We start from the raw sequence: 25,416 nt of genomic DNA, 5'->3' as shown, positions 1-25,416 counted from the left end.
GTGACTGATAATGCAACTTTCTAAATTCTTGGCAACCTACTTTTATACCACAGAAGAGCTGTGTCAAACCCTCTCGATTGATGAAGATACACTGGGAGCATGGCAGCAAAGTAGTCTATTTCCAAAGCCGAGTTATTGCTTGCAAAGCCAATTAGAGTGTAGCTCTTATTCTGGCATTTACCAATGCGAAGAATACCAAGACTACTACCCTCGCGGTGCGGCAAGTTGGGGTCAGCTAATCATCAAACATGATATTAACTCATCATGCCAAGCTTTTAATTATTTTGCCCAACATTATTCGGCACAATTAAGTAAGCTCACTGAGCAAGGCTTTGCAATAGATGAAGAATTATTTGGCGCTGAAATTGACGAGCATTTACAACAAGTGTGGCAACAATTCTTGTGCAGTAAATATGGTGTCTTGACCCAAAATGGCTTAGTAGAGGAAGCTGTTCAGCTTGATGTCGCCAAATTACTTATTGATGATATCACCGAACTACGCACTAAAACGGGCTTATCTGCTGATGAACGCCAAGCTCTTCATAAAGCATTAAAGCTAATGAACCGCGCATTGAGTCATGGTACCGGCAACGAAGGTAAAAATACGCTTCGCTATCGTTACATTGATAGCGTGGTTGCTAAATACGATTTATCGGTAAAATAGAGACAAACACTCCCTTTCCTCTTCTGAAAATGAAGGGTAACTGAACACCTGAACAAGGTTGCAACAATGTATACATTGTTACATTTTGGTTAATACACTTTGGTACATTTGTTTTGTAGGTTTTCATCTTTTTAGTCGTTAGATTGATGTAGTTGAGTTATTTCTTTTGTCATTTTTGCAGTTTTGACACCCTTGTAATAACTCCTCTATTCAAACTAATCACATCATAATAAAGGATAAATAGATGAAACCTTTTCCAAGGCTGGGTCGATTAAAAGCGACCTACTTGGCTATGCTCGGTTTGAGCTTAGCGCAACCAGTAGCGGCACAAAACACTGCTTTTACAAATAAAACATCCGCTGATGCCCTAACATTTACGTTAATAACAGGCGATAAAGTGTCTGCCATTGTTAATAAAGATGGCCAATTAGGCGGTATTCGTCTGCTAAATGCTGATGGCTCTGATGCCTTCACCAGTATTTTTAAACGGGGAAATAATACGTATGTAGTCCCTGCTCATGCGCAAGCATTTGTTGATTCACAGGCAATTGATTTAGAACTTTTCAACATCAACAAATTGTATGAATCGGGTTACGACGATGCGTCTACTAATGCTTTACCCGTTATTGTTGAATACCGAGACGGGACGTTAGCCGGCAGCGCCGTGCCTAAAGCATTGTCTGGCATGTCATTAACAGGTGAAATTGAACTAATCGACAGTGCTGCCTTTGCCATCACAAAAGAAAACGCCGCTAAAACATGGCAGTCTCTTATTGCTGAAGCAAATGTTGAAGGTATTTGGCTAGATGCCGTTGTCCATGCTCACAAAGTAAGCAGCGCCAATACGCTGACCCCAACGGTGCCATTAACGGGCGCTTATGGTCAATCAGCTATTAATTATAATGGTGCAGGCATTAAAGTCGCAGTGCTTGATACGGGTTACGACATTGAACACCCAGACCTACAGGGTCGCGTAATTGCATCTCGCGATTTTACTTATTCAAGCAATGGCGTTGATGATATTAATGGTCACGGAACTCACACTGCTTCAACGGTTGCGGGGAATGGTCATGAATCAGATGGTAAATGGGTGGGTGTTGCACCCGCTTCGGATCTCATCATAGGCAAAGTACTTAGTAATGTGGGTTCTGGTTCAACATACGGTATATTAAGTGGTATGCAGTGGGCTGTGCTTTCTGAAAATGCCGACATCGTTAATATGTCTTTAGGTGGTACAGCTACAACGTGTAGTGGCCCACTTGTAGACATGGTTGAGGCACTTAGCGACAAAGCATTATTTGTTATTTCTGCTGGTAACAGCTTTACGCGCGAAACGATCGGTTCACCCGGTTGTGCCCCAAGCGCACTGACTGTTGGTGCAATAGACCGTGAAGGCAATACAGCGTCGTTTTCATCACGCGGCCCGTCACCTGATGGTCATTCAGCAAAGCCTGATATCGCTTCGCAAGGCGTATCTGTTGTTGCTGCAGCATCAGGTGGATTAGGCGAAACAGCCTATCGTGTTTATTCGGGTACTTCTATGGCTGCACCACATGTTGCTGGCGGTGCAGCTCTGGTTATGCAGGCGCGCGGTGACTTAACACCAAAAGAGTTAAAAGACGTGCTTACATCATCCGTATTTAGCGGTGATTCACACGTGCTTGAGCAAGGTGCCGGCGCAATGAACGTTGACCGCGCAATTTCACAAGCTATTGTAGCACCCGCAAATAGAGAGCTTGGCTTTTTCCAAAACGCTATCAATGATGAGCTTACGCATACACACGTAACCTTAACAAACACGTCTGATACCGACATTACGCTGAAACTAAAATTAGACCTACTTGGCGAAGACGGTAAAACGCAACTTCCAGCAACACTTGCTGGCTTAGATGCAAAATCAGTGACTGTTCCAGCGAATGGCGAAGCACAAGTACCTATGTGGATTGACCCAAGTGTTGCACTTAATAACGGTGCTTACGGTGCCATTACAGGCCGTATCACTGGTACAACGGTCAGTAATTTAGACCAACAAGTTACTGTGCCTGTATCATTCTGGATTGACCAGCCTCAGGTTAATTTAACCGTTAACCTAACAGACCGCTGGGGGCACAATGCAACGTCACCATCAAAACTTTATTTAATTAATGAAGAAGATGATTGTGGCAGTATCGTTAGATTAAATAACGGTAAAGCCGATATCAATGTACCTGCGGGTTATTATACTTTAATCGCAAATATCATGACGTTTGATAACCCTGACTCTAACTCGGGACTTGTTGAGTCAGCGGCACAAATGGCAGTGCTTAACAAAAAAGTAGATGGCGCGACTGAAATTAACTTTGATGCGCGTAATGCACAACAAGTGACTTTTAAAGCAGAACAACCCCTTGATCCACAAGGTTACTCATTCGGTTTTACATACGCACTTGATGATGAAAAATCAGCCAAGTTAGCAGCTATCGAGATGGCGCCTGACTATGTAAATGATATGTATGCTTGGTCACAAGGTCATGACAGTCGTTTTCGCTCATTTATTACAACCCGTGCAGTTGCACCAGAAACCACTGTAAAAATGCAAAATGGTGTCGAGTTTGATTACATCAAACAAGGCCTTGCATTATCGTTCCATGGTGAAGGTTCAGCAGAAGTATTACCTGTTGGTGATGCCGGTTATAGTACCGACTGGAGCCAATTTGATCTTGATGGAAAAATTGCTTTAATCGCAAACCCTAACTACCTAACCAATTACATGGTCGGGAATGCAATGAAGCATGGCGCTACGGGTGTTATTTTTTATCGTCCGGGGCGTGAAGGCCGATACAAAGGCAATGTGACTGGTACACCAAAAGTGCCTGTTATTGGTATTAGCTCTGAAGAAGGCGAAGCGCTAATGGCCGAGATTGAAGCGGGTAATAATATTATTACTTGGTCAGGTGTTGCTGCTGAGCGTTCACCTTATGCTTATTCAATCAACCACATTACTGATGGCCATATTCAGTCTGGCCAAATTAATATTGCCGAACACAAAATGCATAAGATTACAGCGACGTATCACTCACAAAATGATGAGCGTCCCGCATGGACCGATGTCATGGCAATGACCAACAGTACGGGAGAGTTTTACTCAACGGGCAGCACACAATTGATCATGCTTCCACAAGTTCGTGATGAGTATTACACCGCGACAGCCAAAAATGGCTGGACAAATATTGTCATGCCTAACCATAAAATTGAAAGCGCTGGGGCTTATTTTGATGGGCCAAGAGCAATGACTGAAGGTGCACAAGAGACGACCTCATGGTTCAAAGGTCCACGTGGCGGTGCTTTAGGTAGCAGTGGCGCGCCTATTATCACGCGTGATACCAACGTGCTTCATTTTAACCTTGCCTCGTTTGGCGATGCAGCTAATCACGATGGTATTTTTGGTTATATTGGCAGCTCAGCGTTTGGCTTAACTTTAAATGGTGAGCCTGCATCTCCTACAGAAGGGGCATTAACACTTGAACCAGGCGATCATCAAATTACTCTAGGAATGCGTTCATATGCACGTGGTGTTGGCGAGCGTTCACCTGTAAATGATAGCCTTGGTTCACTGTACCTAGGTTATTACACCTTTACTGCTAACGAGTACCAACAAGGTGTGCAACCCGTACTTGTACCTATGATTGATTTACCTGTTGACATCAACAACACAATGTCAGTAGGTGAAGAAGCAAAAGTGAAGCTCACAGGGCTACTTGATGGCGTCGGCGACGTTGCATTAGCGAATGTGCAATTCCAATATGCATACGGTAAAGAATGTACCATTGAATCGGTGCCTGCTTACATCTACTGCCCTGTGTCAGAAAAATTCTCAACAGAGAACTGGCAAGATGCGAAAGTAGAACAAGTGGATGGTGAATGGACAGCCACAATTCCAAATACAGGGAATACAGGTGAGTTTGTTCACATTCGAACAGTGATCTCAGACTATGGTTCAAGCTCAGCAGAGCAAATTACCATGCGTGCCTACATGCTGAAATAGTAAGCGCTAGAAGAGTAAAGCCGCCATTAAGGCGGCTTTTTTACTTTAATAATCCCAATCAGGTGCAAAATCAGGATTGGCTAGGCGCTTATTTTTGTCAAGCGCATCAATTCTGTCTAAATCCTCGTGATCAAGTTTTACGGAATCATCAAAATTGTCCGCTAAATTTTCTCGCTTCGTTGATGATGGAATCGTCGTCATCTTATGTGCATTTATCCACGCAAGGACAACTTGAGCAGGGCTCGCATCATGCTTTTTAGCTATATCAACAATCACGTCGTCTTTTAGCACTTCACCCACGGCAAATGGCATATAAGCCGTAACATGAATACCCTGTTGCTGACAAAAAGCGCGTAACTTAGTGTTCGTCAGATAAGGGTGTACTTCAATTTGATTAGTAAATATTTCCCTCGCGTCAAGGGTCTGCATGGCCTCTTTTAGATTAGCAATTGTGAAGTTTGAAACACCAATGTGTTTTGCTAAACCAAGCTCTTTTACTTTTTTGAGCTCAGTTAAGTATTCACTCATTTTTTCTCCGTTAGACGCAGAAGGCCAGTGAATAAGTAATAAATCAACATAATCGAGTTGAAGCTTTTCTAAACTCTGCTTTACGCTCTCAATAAACTGAGCGCTGTTAAGTTTGTCATTCCAAACCTTGGTTGTAATAAAAATCTCACTACGAGGCACAGAGCTGTCTTTTATCGCTTTACCGACGTGCTCCTCATTACCATAAATTTGCGCCGTGTCGATGTGTCTAAAACCGATATCGAGTGCCATTTTCACTGAATTGTAAGCTGTTTTTCCTTCTAGGCGAAACGTACCGATACCTAAATCAGGCATTTCAATAACATGGTGTGACATAACCTCTCCTTTTGAAGTATTGGTTATACCAATTTGCTTAATTAAGAGCGCTATTTTTACGCAACTAATCTCAGATTTAGCAGCTCAAAATGATTAAGTATTACTGCAAATTGGTATGATGAGCTTACTTACTTCACTGAGGCCAAAATATAAAGTTTCAAGGTGGGTTTTAAAATTAGTTAACTTTTTGGGCGAGATAATGAGTAGTAACTAAGCATTACTAAACATGCCTACCACAATGAAAGTGAGGGAAACAAACAGTTTTTAAGCTGGGCTAGCAATGCATTTTATATTTTAAGTCATACATTAAAATGTGATTAAAAGTCTAATCTAGGTGCTCATATTGACCACGATACACTTCAAAGGTTTTCACTACCGTATGCTGTTCTTTCGTTAAGTTATCAAACCAAGTATCAAAACGTTCATCGTCTTCTTGTTCACTCAAAGCAAGATACTGCGCTAACAGTTCAATGATATCGTTATGGCTAAATAATAACGTATCGACGCGGTGTGCAAGTGTAGAATGATCCTTATCACGAAGCATATTCATTACATTTTGGTCTAACTGCTCAGTTTGAATTTCATCGTTCACTGCCTTACTCCTTCTCTTTGTATAAGCGCGTATACCTAGTTATAACAGCCTTCAAGACAATAGCCAGTTTTTTGAATTCAACTGCTTAAGGATTGCTCACACTGCTTATTTTTAATGCTATTTAGCATGCATAAATAAGAATTATTTTTATCTTGAACATTCCCTATATTTACTTTAATATAATTGATACATTATCACATAACATAAGTTAAAGAGATGAAACCTAACATTCACCCGGATTACCAACAAGTGGCTTTTCACGATACAGCCGCAGACAGCTACTTTATAATTGGTTCAACAATTAAAACATCACGGACAATCGCGCTAGAAGGTAAAACATATCCTTATGTACCAATTGATGTATCAAGTGACTCGCACCCATTTTACACCGGTAAACAAAAAGCGGTGGCAAGTGATGGTCGTGTCGCCGCATTTAACCGTCGCTTCAAAAACCTAGCAAGCAAATAACCGCCTAATACGGAGCAAAAATGAAAGTACTGAGTTCTTTAAAAAGCGCTAAAACTCGTTCTGGATGTCAAATAGTAAAACGCAAAGGGCGTCTTTATGTGATCAATAAAGAAAACCCGCGTTTTAAAGCCGTTCAGGGTAAAAAGAAACGTTAAAAAAGGTGCTTAAGCACCTTTTTATTTACCAAATAATAACTCCCAAAAACCTGGTGGCTCATGAAGTTCATGGTATTTTTTTCGTAATTGATCAATTGACTTAAGGGGGGCTTTTGCAGCTTCTAACCCCTGTACTTCTGCAAGCTGCTTCGCGGATTTTGCTTGCTGAATAACTTTATCAAGTCCCTCTAAAGATTCACTTTCATGCTGTTTAAAATCAGCCTTTTTTGCTTTCTCTAGTAGATGAATAAACTCATCGATGGCTGTATTAAAAGAGTCTAGGTCAGTAGCGCGCACTGAGTTTTTATAAGCCAGCCCCATATTTTTCATATTAGCTTCAAGATCCAGTGGTGCATCTGCCATGCTACTAAGAGAAAAAAGTGTCAAAAAGCACACAAAAAGCGTTTTCATGTTGAGCTCTATTTAAGAATAATGTGCCAATTATACGCTTTAAAAAGAGTGAAACCTAGCCCCCATTTAAGCCAAAGAGTGGGTCGTAACCCTCTGGTATTAACTGTATAATCGATTAACTCTCACTCTTTAATTTATAAAATATTATGTTAAAAACCGTGCTATTCATTGCTTTGCTGGCTTTCTTACCGAGCACCTATGCACAATACAACGTTATATTTATCAATCCGGGGCATGCAAACACCAATGTTACCGGTCCGTTTTGGTATGAAGTTTCACAGTTAATGCGCGATGCAGCCGAAGATTTTGATCTGAACTTAACCATTCATTATGCAAATAGAAATCATATACTAATGAAAGAATTAGTGGCTGATGCAGTAAAACAATCACCCGATATGCTGATACTCGTGGATGAAAAAAGTGTACTCTCCCAACAGCTTTTAAATTTGCCGACCTTCAATACGCCCGTTTACTTTTTATTAAATCGCCCAACAGATAACGAACTACGCGCTCTTAAAAACAAAGGGATTAACATTGCAGGCAGTGTCGTGCCAGACAACGTTCAAGCGGGACACTTACTGGCAAAACAGCTCATTTCTAAAGCCCAACTCCCTGCCAGCATTTATGCTATTAATGGTGATCACACGACCCCTGCCGCTCTGGATCGTAAAACAGGGCTTGAAGCGTTTACTGCTCAACATGCACAAGTAAACATTGCAGCACAAGGTGTTGCTAATTGGTCATCGCCACAAGCATACCGACAAAGCTTAGGTCTATTAACTCATCATCCAGATATTCAGGTTATTTGGAGCGCTAATGATGCGATGGCATTAGGGGCCATTCGCGCATTAAATGAAAAAAAACGACGCACCGATGTGCTCGTTGGCGCAATAAACTGGCCACTCAGAGCCGCAGCTGAAAAAATCGATGTGTGCATTGGAGGCCATGTTACCTTAGGCGCACTCGCAATGATTAATATCCATGCTATTTTAGAAAATCCTAAGCACGATGTTTTGCACCAAAAGATGGCGATTTTTAGGCCTCATACAGAAGAAACACTAAAATTCGTTGAGCAAATTCATAGCAATACCCTGGCAATTAACTTTAAAGTGTTTAGTAAAGCGCAAAAGACACCACGGGTATTCAGCATTGAATCATTACTAGATGAAGCCAGTAAAAACGCGCTGTAAAGGGCGTTTACAGCGTACAATTAAACATTACTTATTGCTTAACCAAATAGCTTGGTAAGGCGATAGCAGCATTGTTTGGGTTTCTTCAGTAATAAGTTCTTCACTTATTAAGTCTTTCCACTGCTCTGTGCCAATTAAATTTAAGTCAGCTAGTGTCAACGTTTGTGGCTCATCACTTATGTTGTAAACACAAAACATGCTTTGCGAGCGATTGATACTTTGACGCCAAAAACCGAATAGCCCTTCACTTAAATGTAACGTGTATTGGGTGGCATTTGGATGAAATGCAGGCTGAGATTTACGAATTGCCATTAAGTTTTTCATCGCTTTAAACACAGTACGATGATGGGCATTTTCATTGCTCAATTTTGCTAATAGGTCTGACTCTTGCCAGCGATGACGATTAATAGCTCTATTATGTTGGCTGTTTTCAAAGCGTTCATAGTCATTGGTTGTCCCGAGTAAGCTATGAATATAAAGCCCTGGTATGCCTTCAAGAGCGAACATAATTGCGTGAGCACATAAAAACCGTGCAATGCCCCATTTATCTGGCCCTCGATGCGTTCCTTGCAAAGCATCAAACAACGCAATATTTAACTCATATGGCGTATTTGTACCATCTGGAGCCGTTCGCAAAGACACCTTGCCACCGTATTTTGCTGTTGTACTGACCATTTCAGCTATTTGGGTTTGATCGAGCAAGCCTTCGACAGGCCGCAGCCCTATGCCATCGTGTGACGCAATAAAATTAAAATAAGCCGTGCCTTGCTGCGCCGGTGGCATACTCATCATCCAGTGTTTTAATGCGGTGCTATTACCACTGAGTAATGTGTGCAATAGCAAAGGTGGCAATGAAAAGTTATAAATACAATGTGCTTCGTTGGCATTACCAAAGTACGACAGATTTTCGCGGTTAGGAATGTTGGTTTCGGTGATAATAATCACATTAGGTTCAACATGCTCTATAAGGGTACGAAGTAACCTGATCACTTCATGCGTTTCAGGTAAATTAATACAGCGGGTATTGAGCTTTTTCCATAAAAAAGCCACCGCATCAAGGCGGAATATACGCACACCATTATCTAAATAATGGCGAATTATAGCGACAAATTCATTTAAAACATCGGGATTAGCAAAATCAAAGTCAACTTGATCGTGGCTAAACGTACACCACACATGCTGCAAACCATCTTTCGTTTCTACTGCTTGTAAAAGTGGCGATGTTCGCGGACGAACAACTTGAATTAACTCATCGGTGGGGTTTGCTGTTTTAAAATACCCCCTGCCCGGCTCTTTGCCTTGAATAAAGTTTTCAAACCACACGCTACGACTAGAACAGTGGTTAATAACTAAATCAGCCATCAGCCTGACATCGGCTGAAATATCGCGGATATGCTGCCAGTTACCGAGCGCTTCATTCACTTGCACATAGTTCATCACCGCAAAACCTTCATCGGAGCTGTAAGGGTAAAATGGCAGAATATGCAATGCGTTAAGTTCTGGTAAGCATTGATTTTTAACAAAGCGATGTAACGTATGCAATGGCGGCTCTTCTGGTTTAGCCACTGCTTCCTCCGTGTTTGCATGGCGAATAATCGAATCACCGTACGCAATTAAAATCATATCTTGTTCGTCCCAACGGTTTTTGTGTGGTGTTGGGTCTCGAACAGGATCATCGCATTGCATGGTGTTAATCAACCTATCAGCGAGTTGTTCTAGGGTTGTATTAAGCTCAACTTCGCCGTAGATACACGTTAAATGCTGTATAACTCGTTGTTGGAGTAGCTCTAATGTCACGTGTCTTCTCCGTTAAATATAGTCTTTATTATCAAGCTCTACGGCTTCTTCTAAGCGTGCAAATACATCGGGCATCGCCGATGCAACTCGGTTCCAGCTTGGCACAAAGGGGGCTTCCATTGGATTTTCTAAGAAGTGTTGTCCCGCATTCATTATATTTTGCGCAAACATCTCAACGGCTTTTTCTTCTTGGTGAATATCAAGCGTTAGGCCATTCATTAGCGCATCGTTGTGATACGTTTCGATAAAATCAAGCGCAATGCGATAATAGGTCGCTTTGAGAGAGCGGATAGTCTCAGAGGTAAACGTTACACCTTGCGTTGCTAGCTTTCTAAACAAAGCTTTGGTGATATCAATCGACATTTTTGACAAGCCAGCAGCTTGATTACCCAACGATAAATCTTGGTGTTTATGGTCGTAATTATCTGCAATATCAACCTGACATAACCGGTTATGTGAGTAGTTACGATACATTTCTGATAACACACCAATTTCAAGACCCCAATCACTTGGAATACGAATGTCGTTCAGTACATCACGGCGAAACGAGAATTCACCAGCAAGTGGGTAACGAAACGAGTCCATGTATTCAAGATAGTCACTGCTACCTAAAATAGTTTTAAACGAGCGCAGCAGTGGCGTGACCAATAATCGTGACACTCGGCCGTTTATTTTCCCCTCAGCAGTGCGTGGATAAAATCCTTTACAGAACTCATAGTTAAAGCGCGGGTGTGCAACGGGGTAAATAAGTCGAGCCAGTAATGCTCTGTCGTAAGTTAAAATATCACAGTCGTGTAACGCGATAGATTCAACTTTTGCCGTTGCAAGTTTATATCCCATGCAGTACCAAACATTGCGACCTTTACCGAGTTCTCTTGGCGCGACGCCCAATTTTTGCAACTCTTTATCGAGCGCTTGTAAACGCGGACCATCGTTCCAAAGCACCTTGTGGTGTTGATCAAGCTCAGCAAAAAATTGTAAAGCATGGCGATATTGGCTTTCATCGGCACGGTCTAAACCAATGGTGATTTGTGAAAGGTAAGGTACATGCTTCAGTTCAGCAATGATGTTTTGCAGCGCGGGTCCTTCAAGCTCACTGTATAACGAGGGTAAAATAAGCCCCATAGGCCGTTGCTTTGAAAAGCTAATTAACTCTTTTTCTAGTTCTTCTACTGGTCGATCAGCAATATTGTGTAGCGTAGTTATGATGCCATTTTGATAAAAATCAGCCATGAGATTGCTCCTTTTTTGCTGCTAAATGCGCTTTAATAATGCTTAATGCCGAGACTTCTTGAACCCAGCCCTCAGGGGCGGGTTTATCACTGAGCTGCCACGCTTTTTGTAATATGTGTGCTTGCACTTGACTGCCCGGGTTCTTGATAAGAACAGCGGTATCTGCCGCTTTTAGCATGGCAACATCATTTTGACTGTCGCCCAAAGCAATAACGGTAAAGGGGTTGCGATATGCTTTTTTAAATTGATTTAATAACCACTTTTGCGCTAATCCCTTATTTGTCCCTTTCGTAATATGAATAAAACGACCGCCAACCAACACCTCGTAATCGAGTGACGAAATAATGTCTATAAATTGTTGTCGCTGTGTATCACTGCCTGAAAAACAAATAGGATCTGAATATTGACGCTGTAAAGCCAGTTCGCTTTTATCGAGGGGTAAACCAGTAAGTTCAGCAATTTCTTGGGCTGAAAACTGACTAAATAAACGCACACAATGACTAAACTGACTTGTATGCTGATTAAGGTCATCGTGTAATTTATCGCAGCTTTGTGTGAGAGCATACCGCCAAAACCCATGATATTCGTCACAACCAATTGGTTTTACTGCAAAGTAGTTTTTAGGAATATACACTGCCGCCCCATTCTCAACAATAAAGGGCTGGTGATGTTCAAGGCCCGCTTGAATATCTATAACCTCAGCAAATGTTTTACTCGTATTAAAAATAACGTTAATACCCGTGTCGTTCAGCTCAGCTAAAAAAGGTTTTATAACGTCACATTCGTAACTATCGTGATCAAGCAAAGTGCCGTCTAAATCGGTAAAAATAAGTGGTTGTGAAATTTTATCTGCCAACAACTGCATTTTTGTAATATCGCGTTGGCTATCAAGTAATAATAAGGCATCAACATCATGTGCGAGCGTCGCTAAGTTTTCACGGGTGATTCGTTCAAAATGAGATATAAAGCGCCTCAGTGTTATTTCATCAAATGTGCCTTTACCTAATCCATTTTTAGCAATTAACTTGTGTTCTTGCTCTAAACGCCATGCATACACATCTTCAAACGATGGTGCTTTTAACATAATGGTGTAATCAGCCATAGCAAATACATTCTGATATTCATTCGCTAAACAGCTGTTCACACAACGCCGCCAAACGCCATCAGCATCCTCGTGTTGCTCTAAGTCATTGATAGGTGTTTGCAGCTGATATGGCTGCTGCGCAGTACTGGCAACGCACCATCCTTCAAAAAATATGATATCGACCGGCTTTTGGTTAGTTGGCCAGTGTTCTTTTGCGACAGGGTCATCCGTGAGCTTGTCGAATTGTGGTAAAGGCACATTCTTTTTGCCAGCCATTAACGCCGATAAGGTTTGTTCCATTAACTTTATATCGTGAGTACCGGGGACCCCTCTCGTTACAAAGAGTGGGTGTACGTCTTCGGCCAACTCGGCTCGTGCTGCATGACTAAGATAAAAGTCATCAATAGACAAGGAAACACTATTAAACTCTGTATTGCTGTTGACCCACGTCACAAGAAAATCAGCAAGGGTTGTTTTACCAGAGCCCTGACAGCCATTAATCGCCACCAGCATCGGCTGCCCAGCCATTTTTGCGCTTAACACATCGTGCGCGAGGGGTATAAAGAATTGTTCACTTAAATATTGATATTTAAGTGGTAACTGATGTTTCGCTAAAAACGGGGTTATATCCACAACATTTGCCTCTTGCATAATCGCTCCTACCAGTATGACATAGAGATAAATGCAGTTAGTAGACCAGTTTTATAATTCCTTACTTTTTATGAGGTTACAAAAAAAGCGCATATTAAATGCGCTTTTTTGGTGCAAATTCACATCATTTTTTACATGCTATTGCTCAGTCTGCACTGCTTTGGGGAGCACGGCATTTAAAATAATACCAAGAATGGCACATAAGCTTACACCTTGTAGGCTAAACTCATTACCACCAATATGCATACCACCAATACCAAACACTAATATAAGTGCGATAATCGTTAGGTTGCGTGGGGCTGTCAAATCTTCTCCCGATTTAACCAAAGTATTCAAACCAACTACCGCAATAGAGCCAAACAGCAAGATCATAATACCGCCCATCACTGGCACAGGAATGGTCTGCAAACCCGCGCCCATTTTTGCTACAAAGGCCAGCACAATAGCAATAATCGCTGTCCACAACATCACACGCGGATTAAAGTTTCGTGTCAGCATCACTGCCCCTGTCACTTCAGAGTAAGTGGTATTCGGTGGTCCACCGAAAATGGATGCCGCAGACGTTGCCAAACCATCACCTAATAAGGTGCGGTGTAACCCCGGTTTTTTTAAGTAATCTTTTCCCGTTACTTGGCTAATAGCCATCATGTCGCCAATGTGTTCTATTGCAGGCGCAATAGCAACTGGCACCATAAACAAAATAGCTTGCCATTTAAACTCTGGATACGTGAACGCAGGCACAGCAAACCAATTGGCTTCGGTTACTGCATTAAACTGCACAATACCAATGTATAAAGACGCAACATAACCAGCAACAACCCCAGCCAGAATAGGAATAAGCTTAAAAACACCTTTGCCCCACACAGCAAAAATAAGTGTGACGAGCAAAGATAAACCCGACACCCAAATAGCTTGCTCGTAAGGCACTAACTGCGCACTGCCATCACCAGCCTTGCCCATGGCCATGTTTACAGCCACAGGCGCAAGTGCTAACCCTATCACCATAATGACAGGACCAACCACCACTGGCGGCAACACTTTTTCTAAGGCGCTAACACCTTTAAATTTAACGACTAAGCTTAAAATTAAATAGCAGAACCCTGCTACCATCAAGCCACCCATTGTGGCTGGAATACCCCACATTTGCACTGAAGCGATAATAGGAGCAATAAACGCAAATGACGAAGCTAAAAAAATGGGAACTTGGCCTTTAGTCACAAAATGGAACAACAAAGTGCCTAAGCCTGCGGTGAATAGCGCAACATTAGGGTCAAGCCCCGTCAGTAAAGGGACAAGTACCAACGCGCCAAATGCGACAAATAGCATTTGCGCCCCCGTTAAAATAGTTTTTAACGAAAATGTTTGATGATTTTCCACGCTATTTACCTAAACTGTGCCAAAAATTTTGTCGCCGGCATCTCCTAAGCCTGGAATGATATATCCTTTTTCATTTAAGTGACTGTCTAATGAAGCCGTAAAGATTTCAACATCTGGGTGAGCTGCCAATGTTTTCTCAACACCTTCGGGTGCTGCAACGAGAACAATGACTTTAATATCTTTACAACCTGCTTTTTTAAGCATATCGATAGTGGCAATCATTGAACCACCTGTCGCAAGCATTGGATCAATTACGAGACTTAAACGCTCATCAATCTTGCCAACTAATTTTTCAAAGTACGGAACGGGTTCTAAGGTTTCTTCGTTGCGTTGCAAGCCAACAACACTCACTTTTGCAGCAGGTAATAACTGCATAACACCATCCATCATACCAAGCCCAGCACGCAAAATAGGCACAACTGTAATTTTTTTACCTTTGATATGCTCAACTTCTAAGGGAGAGCCATCCCACCCTGTGATTTGCACATTTTCTAGTGGTAAATTTTTAGTCGCTTCGTAGGTAAGCAGGGTCCCCACTTCAGACGCTAATTCACGAAAACTTTTAGTACTAATACCTTCTGCGCGCATAAGGCCAAGTTTGTGTTGAACTAACGGGTGAGTAATTACATGGATAGACATAAGTAGAACCTAAAAGAAATAAATTACGCCTATTTTAGCGCATAATAGACAACTCGACTGCAAAAAATCCCCCTTCATTGCATTAATTTCTTTAACTGGTCTAATATTAAACAGTAGGCAGGGTCTATTAAGCGCTTTGCAACAACATCGGCTACTTCCGCTTAACAATTCATTTAATAAAATTGAGCATCAGAATGGCATGAAACTATACGCAACGATTCTTTTATTATGTATTTATGCTGTGCCGGTTAATTCTGAGCCATTGCATGTAAAAATAATGACTGACTTTATTCCGCAAGCAGACGGCAGTCCCGAGAATGAGGCAACTGAATTCGTGTTAGCGGCGGCCACTAAGTTGGGCAATAAAATCAGCTTACAGTTTGTACCTGGCAGCCAATTACAGGACTGGAAACAACTTAGTCAACTTCCCGATGTCTGTTTACTCAACAAGCTTAAAACACCTGAACGAGAAGCGAGTGCTATTTTTACTCGGTATCCTCTGATGGCCTTTCCCGAAAACAAACTGATTGTATTCAACAAACCAACCTTACCCAACTCGATTTCATTAACCGACGCCGTAAATTATTATGACCTCACCATTGGCGTGACGAGTCGGCGGTCTTACTCTGCTAAAATCGATGATTTTATAAAACGACACGAAGAACATTTTTTTAAAGTAGATGGGGCTGCCAATGCAATTCAGCTTGGCTACATGCTTTTTGAAAATAAAATTGACGCTATTTTTGAATATAAATCAATGTTCATTAACCGTTATCAACGCGCACATGGTATTGATAAAATCCGTTACTTAACGATTGAACCCTCTGAGCCTGCTGCATTTGGTTACATAGCCTGTTCGCCCTCGCCGCAAGGTAAACAGGCCATTGCATTATTTGAACACGCATTGCAAACAGAGAAAATAAAGACTCTCATTAGTACAAGGCTCATGGAATTATTTCCTGCACCCGACAATACGTTGATTGTTGATGCTTTTAATGCCGCCTATAAAAATTAAGACATTAAAATTTGTTCCATTACCCAGCTGGTGTGTAAAGCGGTTACACCGGTTGAGGGATGAGGCGCGCCCAAATCAAAAAATTGAGACATATTTTCTACATGAAATTGCTGTATGTGAGTTGGGTTTTCAATAGATAGTTGGCGTATACCCTGTGTGTTGTTTAGCTCGATAGGTTTTTCGTCAAACACACTAAAACATATTTCACCCTCACTGCCATAAATAATAACGTCGTCAAAGCGGTTCGCACACGCAAAGTTCCAACTGCCAGAGCCCGTAATACCCGATTTATGATGCCAGTGCGCAGTAATAGCATCAAAAGCGGAATAAAGCCCTTGTTGATTAGCACAAAAACCGTGTACTTTTTCAAAATCACCTAATAAATACGCTAACAAATCAAGACCATGGCTTGCTAAGTCATCAAAGTAACCGCCACGTGCAATCTGTTTATCAGTTCGCCAGTTATATTCTCTAGATAAGTCCAAAGCACTTGCTGGTTTGCTCAAATGCCAACTTACATGACGCACTTTACCAATTGCGCCACTTTCAATAAGCGATTTCACTTTATTAAAACGTGGCAACGAACGACGATAATAAGCAACAAATAAAGGCTGTTTTGCCTCTTTGAATGCTTCAACAATGGCTAAACTGTCTTCATAGCTAGGCGCTAAGGGTTTTTCTATACAACAGGGTTTGCCAGCCGCCGCCACTTCAAGTGCAAACGTTTTATGGCTGTCGGGCGGCGTAGCAATGTATACGGCATCAACCTGTGCATCGTTGATTAACTCACTGGGGGTTGCAAACACCTTGGGCACATGATGACGCTGTGCGTAGTCGCGAGCTTTGTTTAAATCTCGACGCGTCACGCCCACCAGCTCAATGCCATCGGTTTGTTGATACGCGGGACCACTTTTAACTTCGGTTACTGCGCCACACCCAATTATGGCAAAACGAATTGGCTTATTCATTACGTTCCTTTTTTAGTGAGATAATAGTTAAACTGACTTTGCATATAGCGATTAATTTTTAAATGCTCAGGACTCCACCCAGCTAAAAAGCGGTAAAAATCAGCCCAAGCATATGCCCAGAGTTCATCCCAGCTAGCAATCACATCTGCCGCACTGATATTCGGTTTATAACATTTTAGAGCTAAGGCGAGCTCATCGTAATACTGGTCTAAATATGCGCTGGCATCAGCATGGAGCGCCTTATCACTTAAGCAACTACCTAAAAAGTACATAACATCAATAATACCGACACCCTTTCCAACGTATTGAAAGTCATAGCCATATACACAATTAGTGTGTGGCTTTATGGCAAAATTAGCAAGTTTCGCATCGCCATGTATGAGCGTTTGATATACACACTGCTTAAGTGCTGTATCGATATTTTCAGCTTCAACTTTTAGGCTTGAATGTGTCATTCGCGCATACTCATCTGGACGAGTCGCTAAGTGCCAATAGCTACCTTGCGGCCAAAGCCCCTCAGCAGTGCGACTTAAATTAACAGCATGAAAATGTGCTAACCATCTAAGAATCGCATCAATATGAGCAGAGCTTGCTTGGGCTTGTTGATAACCACACGCGGTAAAATCAGCAAATAAGAGTGCTTGCTGGTTATTTTCTTGCACCGCGTTTAAGCAAGGAATGGCTGCAGCCTCAAGCGGTAACTGCCCACTAAACTGCTGATACCAATTAAATTCGACTGAATATGATTGCCGCTTTCTTGCTAATGCAAACTCACTTTGCGTGATCCGACTATGATTAATTTGCTTAGGGACTTCTATGGCTTTTATGACACATGCCTCACCGTTAAGTTTACAGCGAATAATTTCGCCGCAATCACTCCATACAGAGGCTGCGTGCTCTATGTCTTTAATATCAGGAAAGTGCTTTTTAACAAATTGCCTTACGTTCATACAGTCATGTTTTAACGAAAAATCTATGGGCAATGGTAGGTGATATCCCTTTCGGGCACAATATTACATCCCTAAGCTGAACTTTTTACACTGATCACACTCATTAAAAAAATAAGCGTATTTGACCTGAAAAACTCAGAATTATAACCACGCATTTGATATGTTTTTAATCTGTATTTTTCTACCATAAGTCATTAAGCATAAAGCGAGGGTCGGCTTATGAATCTCCAGCACTAACATGATTGTTATCGTCATTATCTTAGAAAACTTGTTTACCTTTAGTGACTTCTATTGTTTCTTTTTATGGAACACGATCGGTTGGGTTAGTTCCGGATAGTGGATTGTACTCAATATAGGAATGAGGATTAACTCTCTGTGAGCCTTCATCTACAAAAGAATCAACGCCCAAGGTTATAATCGTACACCCGACCGTTCATATGGATAATGCAGCTTTACGAACCTTTAAGAGTGGAAAACATCTGACCTTTAATGTACTTAAGAAACTTATAGTAACGAGGCTAAAAATTTAGTAAATGGTACAATATCTTCACCAACGCTAGCAGCTTCTAACACTTGCATATACTCGTCTCGTCGCTCCATAGGTACAACAGTCCATGGGTAACCGCCTGAGGCCATCATTAAATTCATAATGAACCTGCCCATTCTGCCGTTACCATCAAAGTAAGGGTGGATGTAAACGAAAATGAAGTGCCCCAGTACCACTCTGACTGCTGCATTACCCTCCTCTGCGAGTAAATCGAAAAATGTCGGCATCATGTCGCGTACCGCATCTCGATTAGGGGGAGTATGCATAGACTGGCGAATATAAACAGGCCCTGATCGGTAACCAGCTAAGTCCGATTGTTTAATAATACCGGCCGCAACACTTGGGCCAAATAAGGCAAGGTACCAATCACTGTGCGTCTGTTCCAATACGTCACCAGAGTTCTTACTTTCTAATACTGCTAAAACGGCTTTTTTGACTTCTTGGAACGCATCCCAGTAACCTTTAGCAGCCATGGTATCTAGGTGCTTTTTACTCTCGTCTGAACCATCAATTTGCCAGTTACCTGAACGAACAAGTTCAATTAGTTCACGCGTCACTCGATAGCCTTCAATAGACAGTGAGTGGTAGGCGTCGGTAACGTACTTGTCTTCTACTTCTGCCATGTAGGTTTCGATGTCGATGGTTCGGTGTGGTTGTTCAGGGAAGTGCGCAATAACACTTTCACGCATTTGCGCCCACATTAACCGCATGCGGTTAACATAGGGCGATACATCACGACGACCAAAACTCACCTGTAAATTCTCGGCGAATGGGTCTTCTTCTTGCACTTTCAAATCGGCTGCCTGCATACCTTTTAAGATATTGTCAGCAATTAGGTCGCGGCCAATATTTCTAAAAGCCCCCACTAATCTGCCTGCAATCACGCTGTGATTACCGGCAAGTAAAACAGACAATACGTCTGATGCATCTGTCACCATCGATAAGGCTGTACGCATTAAGATGGGTGCATTTTTAAATTGGTTAGCCGAGCAATAAACCAGTGCTGAAGCCAAGCTGTATACGTTTAGTCCTGCTACGTTTTTAATATACTCAACATCAGGTAAATTTAACCTAACATCGAAAATAGAGGTATTGTGTAAAAAAGCGGTGGGTTTATTGTTGCCTTTAGGCGAACGTACCAGCAATTGTTGAGGCACGGTTCTATCGCCAATATGTAGACTAAGTGATTGCTCAGGTGAAAGACACCAGGCATTATCGAAACGTTCCGATAAATATGCACCGCAAAAATCCCAGAAAGAAGTATACCAAGATGTACTGTCGCCCAGCTTTTCATCTGGCATAGCCGGTATGTACCAGCCTCGAATAACTTCACGAATAAACCCATGCTTCAAGAGCCGCTCTCGATGCACTCGACTAAGTTGCTTTGACTGAATGGCTACAACTCCTGACTCCTGAAGCTGTTGTAATTGCTCAAGCGAAGCTGCCAGTTTTTGTGATATGTCATTCATGTTCGCTCCAACCATTACTTACGATACTTACCCGTTATAAACTTCACCGCTAGGTTTTAGAGTTATATCATTTATAGGTTTTAATGTCATATCATTTATAGGTTTTAATGTTTCTAGGTAAAGCTAGTAATGAAGATAAACACAACACATCACGGGTTGAGGTCTTTTTTCCACAATCGTACTTACTTAAGAGTGATGCAACTGAAAATATTCATCGAATTCAAAGTATATCTGCTTGGGGTTCATAATGCAGGTCTGTTGTACATTTTATACCATGGCTATGTTGAGTTATTCCATTCGCTTAATTAAGCGGTCTATTTTTAGGCAATAAAAAACCCGTGTTAAACACGGGTTTTTAAAGATAAAGTCCTAAAACTGCTGAGGACTTGCATTGTTGAATGACTTACTCGTTTACCACACTTTTAAGTGGATTAACTGGCTTTGCATTATCGTCTAGCAAGTTCATATCAAAATCGAACTCGTCAACGCGAATAGCTTTTTCGCGTTTCTTGTTGTAATCGATTAATTGCGCATATTCTTGCTCATTAATTACGTTAGCAACAAGTGCGTTATCAAGTGTTTCTGCAAAACGAACGCCCGGTTTAATTGTTTTAGCACGCAATGCTTTCTTCACTTTTGCAAGTAGTTCAAGACACGCCATTTTCGCTTTGTAAGCCTGCTCGTTGATGTAATGACCATCACCTTCAATTGGCGTTACTAAGTGCGTGATTTGTGCCTTAAACGCAGTATCCATTTGTGCTTGTGTTGCTAGCTCACGAATTAGATCATCGCTAATTTTCGGCATTTTCATCGAGTAATTCATGGTGATGAAACGCATGAACTTACGCGTACCACTTGCAGGGAAGTTATCTAAGAACTTGTGCAGTGCTTCTTCAGCACTTTGCAGTGCAAAGCGTGTTGCATAGTGGAAATACGGCGCAGCTTGCTCGCGTTCACTGCTTGCTACTTTTTGCTCGTAGTACTTAATTGATGCCATGGCAGCGTATAAGAAACTCATTACATCACCTAAGCGTGCAGATAGCATTTCTGCTTGTTTAAGCTTGCCACCTAACACAAGTAACGAAAAATCAGCATAAACAGCTAACTTAGCCGACAGCTTTTGTGCCGCTTTTTCGTAATCACGAACTTCTGGTAACGACGACTTAGCACCTGCTGTAAATGGTAATACACCTAAGCGGAATGCACGTAAGCTGTTCGCGACACTGTAGCCCACTGTTTTACGTAAAATACGGTTAAATTCTTTATCTGCGTTTTTGTCTTCACTATGAATAGACTCAACCATAGATTGCAGATATGGGTGACAACGCATTACACCTTGTCCAAAAATCATTAGGTTACGAGTAAGAATGTTCGCACCTTCAACCGTAATAGCAATCGGTTGAGCAACATAGCCACTGGCTAAAGTATTTTGCGGACCATTTTGAATCGCTTTACCAGCTTGAATGTCCATTGCTGAATCAAGCACATCGCGGCCAATTTCAGTCATGTGGTACTTTGCAATTGCAGTCACAACCGATGGCTTTAAGCCCATGCCTAAACCTTCTGTTGTTAGTACGCGCATAGCTTCTTGTAGGTATGTTTTACCTGCAATATCAGCTAGTTTCTCTTGGATACCTTCAAATTGACCAATCGCTAAACCAAACTGTTCACGAACAGCAGCGTATTCAGAAGCCCCTTTAAATGCCACTTGTGACGAGCTAACACCTAGCGCTGGAAGCGAAATACCACGGCCAGCACCTAAACAGCTCACCAGCATCTGCCAACCACGACCAATATTCTTTTGACCACCAATGATGAAATCCATTGGCACAAATACTTTTTCGCCACGAGTAGTCCCGTTATAAAAACGGATGCCCATTGGGTCATGACGATTACCAAGTTCAACACCTGGGTGATCTTTAGGAATAAGCGCACAGGTAATACCTAGGTTTTCTTTGCCACCTAGTAAACCATCAGGGTCAACAACTTTAAACGCTAAGCCTAATACAGTCGCAATGGGTGCAAGCGTAATGTAACGTTTGTCCCATGTGATCTCTAAGCCTAAAACTTCTTCACCATTAAATTGACCACGTTTAACAACACCAATATCTGGAATGCCACCGGCATCAGAACCCGCTTCAGGGCTCGTTAACGCAAAGCATGGAATGTCACGACCATTCGCAAGGCGAGGTAAGTAATGATCTTGTTGCTCTTTAGTACCAAAGTGCAGTAATAGCTCACCTGGGCCTAATGAATTAGGCACCATAACCGTAACCGCGACCGCAGAACTCTTCGTTGCAATCGTGCCAACAATTGTTGAGTTTGCATAAGGGCTGAACTCTAAACCACCAAATGACTTAGGAATAATAAGCGAGAAAAAACGCTCTTTTTTCAAGAAATCAAGAATGTAATCAGGAAGATGAACGCCATTTTGGATTTTAGAATCATCAATCATCGATAATAATTCTTTAACAGGGCCATCTAAAAACGCTTGCTCTTCGGCGCTCAGCTTTGCAGCGGGTACATCACGAAGTGCATCGAAGTCAGGTTTACCTTGGTAGATTGAACCTTCTAACCAAACATCACCTGCATCTAACGCTTCTTGTTCTGTAATTGAAATACTAGGTAATACTTTTTTTAATTTTGTACGTAAGCTCATAATAAACTCATCCGACCAGACAGTAATACCTACATTACGTCATAAATTGCACAATAGATCAATTGGTCCAACCAGTTTTTTTAACATTTTTTTATATTTATTTTTTCCTTGCACGCTAAGCACTTGAATATATTGAACTTACACGTGTACGCTCAATTTCGATTTTTTATATCAAAATAGTTAAACCTAAAGGATGAAAATAAAAAGCCCAACTAAAAAGTTGGGCTTAGGAATAAATAACGTTAAAGCTCGTCTTCGATAGGAAATAAAGAGATAAACCATACTTGAAAGCGCCGCCAAGACGAGGTTTGTGGCTCTTCATCAAATTGCTGATTACTTATGGTATCAAGCCAAATTAGTTCGTCATCATCTGGGCTTTTTAACTCAACTTTCCACGCATACTCAGGCATCTTTTTATCAACCCAGTGGGCTAAAAAGCCGCTCAACTTTTCACTGTCTATTAGTACGCCCATTTCGGTATTTAAATCAAGTGATCGCGGGTCAAGATTCATGGTACCAACGAATATTTTTTCATCATCAAATGTCATCGTTTTTGCGTGCAGACTTGCCTGTGATGATCCGGTAACCTTTCGGCCTGCTTTTCGTTTAATTGCCACTAAGTCACTTGGTTTTAGTTCCCACAATTTAACACCGCCACGCACTAAATCAGCACGGTATTTTTTATAGCCCGCATGCACAGCAGACACATCCGTAGCAGCCAGCGAATTAGTCAGCACAGTTACATCAACGCCCTTTTTAACCCAGCTGGTTAATAACTGCGTACCTTGCTCGCGAGGGATAAAATACGGCGATACAATAATAGCCTTGCGCTTTGGCTCTCCCATCTTTTTAAACAATGAAGGCGACATATTTGCCGACTTTTCATCGACATCATTCATTACTTTATCTGGGTGATCGTAAAATAAGGTCGACTCCTGCCAGTCAAACTCTATTTCATCGTTAAGCAAACGATTTACAAAGGCACTTTCACGTAATTGTTCAACATAATTGCTTTGCTGATTGTCTGCTACATAATTTTCTAGTGTCTTGGTTATCTCGATAAGTGATTGTTCATCACGCTCACCATGTAAATTTTGAACAGGGTATGAAAGTGTGTGATTCCAATATAAATCAAATGCATCTGAGGCTTCTGGCACAATATCGCCAACACTCATGACGTCTAAATCGATAAATTCTGAATGATCTTCTGCTGAAAAGTAAGCATTACCAATATTACGCCCCCCCGTAATAAAAATACGGTTATCGACGATAAAGCTCTTGTTATGCATGCGCCTAGAAAGTTTGCTGTAGTTAGTTATAAATCCAAGAGCCCTAAACCGTCGATTTGGGAACGGGTTAAACAGCCTAACCTCAACATTAGGATGAACAGCCAGTGCTGCTAAATCAAGCTCACTGTCGGCTTGCGATAAGTCATCAAGCAGTAAGCGAACCCTTACACCTCTCTCTGCCGCTTTCAGCAAAAACGCGGTAAATAAAATGGTGGTTTGTTGTCTATGGTATAAATAATACTGCACATCAATGGTGTGCTCTGCAGAATCAATCAGTGCAAGCCTTGCGACGAAGGCATCGACACCATCTACCAAAGGATAAAACCCTGACAAACCTGGATGATTACTACCCACAGCCTCTCCTATTGTACTCGGTGTATCAGCAGAAATAGCGTAACTTGGTTGAATAGATTCCCTTGAAGGCAGCTGCGCACAGCCCGTTATAGTAAAGATAAGTACTGCACAAAAAGTTGCTTTAAAAGAGTTTATTATCATGGTTCCCTACCAATGATGACCAGGTGATACCAGTTCGCTACATTACATGATGTGTTTTGAGACAAAAAAGCCTTGTTTGTAACAAAGCACACGTTTCGTTATTTAGTCTGATTGTGCAATTGCATATGCCCGTACAGCTACAAGCAGCAACTTTTAACGCTGCACGCATCGGGTTTATCCGCCAAACCGAACAAATAACACGTACGATACACACATAACACTTAGATATAACGTAATAAATGAAAGGCTTAAAAGCAAATAAAAACTGGAATCAAGGGGTAAGGGGCAAAGAAAAGAAGTAATTAAATGAAGAGCAAGTACATTAAGCGACTTGCTCTGTAATGTCAGCGATTTCGATAAGTTTACGATTAAGAATTTTTTTACAGCAACCACAGCACTTGCCGCACTGGCTACCTACCTGCAACTCTTTTGATAGCTCACGCATCGTCATAGCACCGTTATCAATCGTTTGTTCGATTTTTTTATCCGTTACACCATGGCATAAACAAATATACATGAATGCAAACCACTCTCAATTACATTTAATAAATGCATATTAATCTAAACGGTAATAGTTCGCAATAGTATTATGAGCAATATTTGCTGTAATTTTAGCCATAGCCACATTGAAATAAATGCAGCTGCCATTTTCCCTTTATGTTTTACTAGGTTAGCTGCAACTTTGAACAGTGAAAATTTTTATCTTTTTTGTTCGTTGTGGCGATGATTATTTATGTACCGCTCATCATCCAATGCCAGCAATATGTTCATTAACGCAAACAATTTTATATCCGCCGAGATAAGCCAGCATGTCGTTCATAAAGTGAGTGTGTGACATTGATGAAAATTAAGTAAAAAGCATTATTATTTTTACTTTA

20 protein-coding genes are annotated in these 25,416 nt (G+C 41.5%); 6 read left to right on the top strand and 14 right to left on the bottom strand.

The window, feature by feature from the left end; all coding sequences use genetic code 11:
- The first annotated feature begins 10 nt into the window (after window positions 1-10).
- Both H3302_RS18720 and H3302_RS18715 read left to right on the top strand, forming a co-directional pair.
- Window positions 11-664, top strand: a complete 654-nt coding sequence (locus H3302_RS18720; RefSeq protein WP_036972129.1) for a DUF6058 family natural product biosynthesis protein — start codon at window positions 11-13, stop codon at window positions 662-664.
- A gap of 244 nt (window positions 665-908) precedes the next feature.
- Window positions 909-4,688, top strand: a complete 3,780-nt coding sequence (locus tag H3302_RS18715; protein WP_182396503.1) for a S8 family serine peptidase — start codon at window positions 909-911, stop codon at window positions 4,686-4,688.
- A 45-nt stretch (window positions 4,689-4,733) separates the two neighbouring features.
- Here H3302_RS18715 and dkgB read toward each other — a convergent pair whose 3' ends face one another.
- Both dkgB and H3302_RS18705 read right to left on the bottom strand, forming a co-directional pair.
- A complete protein-coding gene (gene dkgB / locus H3302_RS18710) occupies window positions 4,734-5,549 on the bottom strand; it encodes a 2,5-didehydrogluconate reductase DkgB (protein WP_182396502.1) in 816 nt (271 codons plus the stop codon).
- Window positions 5,550-5,874: 325 nt separating this feature from the next.
- Window positions 5,875-6,099 carry a hypothetical protein gene (locus H3302_RS18705; RefSeq protein ID WP_409076808.1) on the bottom strand — a complete coding sequence of 75 codons (225 nt, stop codon included), beginning with the start codon at window positions 6,097-6,099 and terminating at the stop codon, window positions 5,875-5,877.
- A 258-nt stretch (window positions 6,100-6,357) separates the two neighbouring features.
- Between H3302_RS18705 and H3302_RS18700 the strand changes: the two genes are divergently transcribed.
- Both H3302_RS18700 and ykgO read left to right on the top strand, forming a co-directional pair.
- Window positions 6,358-6,609, top strand: a complete 252-nt coding sequence (locus H3302_RS18700) for a type B 50S ribosomal protein L31 (protein ID WP_036972134.1) — start codon at window positions 6,358-6,360, stop codon at window positions 6,607-6,609.
- Window positions 6,610-6,629: 20 nt separating this feature from the next.
- Window positions 6,630-6,764, top strand: coding sequence for a type B 50S ribosomal protein L36 (gene ykgO, locus H3302_RS18695; protein ID WP_065979009.1), 135 nt, complete (start codon window positions 6,630-6,632; stop codon window positions 6,762-6,764).
- A gap of 21 nt (window positions 6,765-6,785) precedes the next feature.
- Here ykgO and H3302_RS18690 read toward each other — a convergent pair whose 3' ends face one another.
- On the bottom strand, window positions 6,786-7,175 hold the full coding sequence (locus tag H3302_RS18690; protein ID WP_182396500.1) for a cytochrome b562: 390 nt from the start codon (window positions 7,173-7,175) through the stop codon (window positions 6,786-6,788).
- Window positions 7,176-7,321: 146 nt separating this feature from the next.
- Between H3302_RS18690 and H3302_RS18685 the strand changes: the two genes are divergently transcribed.
- On the top strand, window positions 7,322-8,365 hold the full coding sequence (locus H3302_RS18685) for an ABC transporter substrate-binding protein (protein ID WP_065979007.1): 1,044 nt from the start codon (window positions 7,322-7,324) through the stop codon (window positions 8,363-8,365).
- 27 nt (window positions 8,366-8,392) lie between these two features.
- On the opposite strand, the gene H3302_RS18680 is transcribed toward H3302_RS18685, so the two are convergent.
- From H3302_RS18680 to upp, 5 genes are all read right to left on the bottom strand, one after another.
- Entirely contained in the window at window positions 8,393-10,162 is a 1,770-nt protein-coding gene (locus tag H3302_RS18680) for a sugar phosphorylase (RefSeq protein ID WP_182396499.1), read from the bottom strand.
- Between the two features lie 12 nt (window positions 10,163-10,174).
- Window positions 10,175-11,395, bottom strand: coding sequence for a glycosyl transferase (locus H3302_RS18675; RefSeq protein ID WP_036972141.1), 1,221 nt, complete (start codon window positions 11,393-11,395; stop codon window positions 10,175-10,177).
- Window positions 11,388-13,130 carry an HAD-IIB family hydrolase gene (locus H3302_RS18670; protein WP_182396498.1) on the bottom strand — a complete coding sequence of 581 codons (1,743 nt, stop codon included), beginning with the start codon at window positions 13,128-13,130 and terminating at the stop codon, window positions 11,388-11,390. The genes H3302_RS18675 and H3302_RS18670 overlap by 8 nt, the downstream gene beginning before the upstream one ends.
- 138 nt (window positions 13,131-13,268) lie before the next feature.
- On the bottom strand, window positions 13,269-14,507 hold the full coding sequence (locus H3302_RS18665) for a uracil-xanthine permease family protein (protein WP_118844835.1): 1,239 nt from the start codon (window positions 14,505-14,507) through the stop codon (window positions 13,269-13,271).
- A 9-nt stretch (window positions 14,508-14,516) separates the two neighbouring features.
- The gene (gene upp / locus H3302_RS18660) at window positions 14,517-15,146 is read right to left on the bottom strand and encodes a uracil phosphoribosyltransferase (RefSeq protein WP_036972148.1); all 630 of its coding nucleotides are present in this window, start codon (window positions 15,144-15,146) and stop codon (window positions 14,517-14,519) included.
- A 199-nt stretch (window positions 15,147-15,345) separates the two neighbouring features.
- Between upp and H3302_RS18655 the strand changes: the two genes are divergently transcribed.
- Window positions 15,346-16,161 (top strand): hypothetical protein, encoded by an 816-nt coding sequence (locus H3302_RS18655; protein ID WP_182396497.1) that lies wholly within the window; start codon window positions 15,346-15,348, stop codon window positions 16,159-16,161.
- Here H3302_RS18655 and H3302_RS18650 read toward each other — a convergent pair.
- From H3302_RS18650 to H3302_RS18625, 6 genes are all read right to left on the bottom strand, one after another.
- Complete coding sequence (locus H3302_RS18650; protein ID WP_182396496.1) at window positions 16,158-17,129, bottom strand: Gfo/Idh/MocA family protein; 972 nt, start codon at window positions 17,127-17,129, stop codon at window positions 16,158-16,160. The genes H3302_RS18655 and H3302_RS18650 overlap by 4 nt on opposite strands.
- Window positions 17,129-18,079, bottom strand: coding sequence for a phosphotransferase (locus tag H3302_RS18645; RefSeq protein WP_182396495.1), 951 nt, complete (start codon window positions 18,077-18,079; stop codon window positions 17,129-17,131). Before H3302_RS18645 ends, H3302_RS18650 begins: the two co-directional genes overlap by 1 nt.
- A gap of 504 nt (window positions 18,080-18,583) precedes the next feature.
- Window positions 18,584-20,095 carry a Fic family protein gene (locus tag H3302_RS18640; protein WP_182396494.1) on the bottom strand — a complete coding sequence of 504 codons (1,512 nt, stop codon included), beginning with the start codon at window positions 20,093-20,095 and terminating at the stop codon, window positions 18,584-18,586.
- A gap of 403 nt (window positions 20,096-20,498) precedes the next feature.
- Entirely contained in the window at window positions 20,499-22,754 is a 2,256-nt protein-coding gene (locus H3302_RS18635) for an acyl-CoA dehydrogenase (protein WP_182396493.1), read from the bottom strand.
- A 242-nt stretch (window positions 22,755-22,996) separates the two neighbouring features.
- Entirely contained in the window at window positions 22,997-24,397 is a 1,401-nt protein-coding gene (locus H3302_RS18630; RefSeq protein WP_220469626.1) for a phospholipase D family protein, read from the bottom strand.
- 463 nt (window positions 24,398-24,860) lie between these two features.
- Complete coding sequence (locus H3302_RS18625; RefSeq protein WP_036972167.1) at window positions 24,861-25,055, bottom strand: (2Fe-2S)-binding protein; 195 nt, start codon at window positions 25,053-25,055, stop codon at window positions 24,861-24,863.
- Window positions 25,056-25,416 lie beyond the last annotated feature (361 nt).

It is taken from the genome of Pseudoalteromonas sp. MT33b (genome assembly GCF_014117385.1).
GTDB lineage: Bacteria > Pseudomonadota > Gammaproteobacteria > Enterobacterales > Alteromonadaceae > Pseudoalteromonas > Pseudoalteromonas lipolytica.
The sequence above is the reverse complement of the archived record's forward strand: the minus strand, read 5'-3'. Positions and strand labels throughout refer to the sequence as shown.